Raw genomic sequence first — 2,388 nt, 5'->3', positions numbered from 1 at the left:
AACACAGTGGACGCGAGCAACTGAGGACAAGCCCTCGGCCTATTAGTACCGGTCAACTCCACCAGTTACCTGGCTTCCATATCCGGCCTATCAACCCAGTCGTCTACTGGGAGCCTTACCCCATCAAGTGGGTGGGAGTCCTCATCTCGAAGCAGGCTTCCCGCTTAGATGCTTTCAGCGGTTATCCCTCCCGAACGTAGCCAACCAGCCATGCCCTTGGCAGAACAACTGGCACACCAGAGGTTCGTCCGTCCCGGTCCTCTCGTACTAGGGACAGCCCTTCTCAAGACTCCTACGCGCACAGCGGATAGGGACCGAACTGTCTCACGACGTTCTAAACCCAGCTCGCGTACCGCTTTAATGGGCGAACAGCCCAACCCTTGGGACCGACTCCAGCCCCAGGATGCGACGAGCCGACATCGAGGTGCCAAACCATCCCGTCGATATGGACTCTTGGGGAAGATCAGCCTGTTATCCCCGGGGTACCTTTTATCCGTTGAGCGACGGCGCTTCCACAAGCCACCGCCGGATCACTAGTCCCGACTTTCGTCCCTGCTCGACCCGTCGGTCTCACAGTCAAGCTCCCTTGTGCACTTACACTCAACACCTGATTGCCAACCAGGCTGAGGGAACCTTTGGGCGCCTCCGTTACCCTTTAGGAGGCAACCGCCCCAGTTAAACTACCCATCAGACACTGTCCCTGATCCGGATCACGGACCCAGGTTAGACATCCAGCACGACCAGACTGGTATTTCAACGACGACTCCACCCGAACTGGCGTCCAGGCTTCACAGTCTCCCAGCTATCCTACACAAGCCGAACCGAACACCAATATCAAACTGTAGTAAAGGTCCCGGGGTCTTTCCGTCCTGCTGCGCGAAACGAGCATCTTTACTCGTAGTGCAATTTCACCGGGCCTATGGTTGAGACAGTCGAGAAGTCGTTACGCCATTCGTGCAGGTCGGAACTTACCCGACAAGGAATTTCGCTACCTTAGGATGGTTATAGTTACCACCGCCGTTTACTGGCGCTTAAGTTCTCAGCTTCGCCCACCCGAAAGTGAGCTAACCGGTCCCCTTAACGTTCCAGCACCGGGCAGGCGTCAGTCCGTATACATCGCCTTACGGCTTCGCACGGACCTGTGTTTTTAGTAAACAGTCGCTTCTCGCTGGTCTCTGCGGCCACCCCCAGCTCAGGAAGCAAGTCCCCTCACCAGGTGTGGCCCCCCTTCTCCCGAAGTTACGGGGGCATTTTGCCGAGTTCCTTAACCATAGTTCACCCGAACGCCTCGGTATTCTCTACCTGACCACCTGAGTCGGTTTAGGGTACGGGCCGCCATGAAACTCGCTAGAGGCTTTTCTCGACAGCATAGGATCATCCACTTCACCACAATCGGCTCGGCATCAGGTCTCAGCCACAAGTGCGACGGATTTACCTACCGCACGGCCTACACCCTTACCCCGGGACAACCACCGCCCGGGATGGACTACCTTCCTGCGTCACCCCATCACTCACCTACTACCAGCTCGGGCCACCGGCTCCACCACTCCGACCTCGTCCGAAGACTCAGCCGACGGCTTCACGGGCTTAGCATCACTGGATTCAATGTTTGACGCTTCACAGCGGGTACCGGAATATCAACCGGTTATCCATCGACTACGCCTGTCGGCCTCGCCTTAGGTCCCGACTTACCCTGGGCAGATCAGCTTGACCCAGGAACCCTTAGTCAATCGGCGCAAACGTTTCTCACGTTTGTATCGCTACTCATGCCTGCATTCTCACTCGTCAACCGTCCACAACTCGCTTACACGGCTGCTTCACCCGGCAGACGACGCTCCCCTACCCATCACGATCCCCGTTGGGGGTACATATCGCAATGACACGACTTCGGCGGTACGCTTGAGCCCCGCTACATTGTCGGCGCGGAATCACTAGACCAGTGAGCTATTACGCACTCTTTCAAGGGTGGCTGCTTCTAAGCCAACCTCCTGGTTGTCTCTGCGACTCCACATCCTTTCCCACTTAGCGTACGCTTAGGGGCCTTAGTCGATGCTCTGGGCTGTTTCCCTCTCGACCATGGAGCTTATCCCCCACAGTCTCACTGCCGCGCTCTCACTTACCGGCATTCGGAGTTTGGCTAAGGTCAGTAACCCGGTAGGGCCCATCGCCTATCCAGTGCTCTACCTCCGGCAAGAAACACACGACGCTGCACCTAAATGCATTTCGGGGAGAACCAGCTATCACGGAGTTTGATTGGCCTTTCACCCCTAACCACAGGTCATCCCCCAGGTTTTCAACCCTGGTGGGTTCGGTCCTCCACGAAGTCTTACCTCCGCTTCAACCTGCCCATGGCTAGATCACTCCGCTTCGGGTCTTGAGCGTGCTACT

General features: G+C 56.8%; 1 rRNA gene. It reads right to left on the bottom strand.

Features of this window, described 5'->3' with window-relative positions:
* Positions 1 to 22 precede the first annotated feature (22 nt).
* Positions 23 to 2,388: ribosomal RNA gene (locus ABZY13_RS33400) — 23S ribosomal RNA — on the bottom strand; the annotation flags it as partial.

Source organism: Streptomyces sp. NPDC006610, assembly GCF_040611575.1.
Classification (GTDB): domain Bacteria; phylum Actinomycetota; class Actinomycetes; order Streptomycetales; family Streptomycetaceae; genus Streptomyces.
Note: the sequence above shows the minus strand (reverse complement) of the source record. Positions and strands in the feature narration are given on the sequence as shown.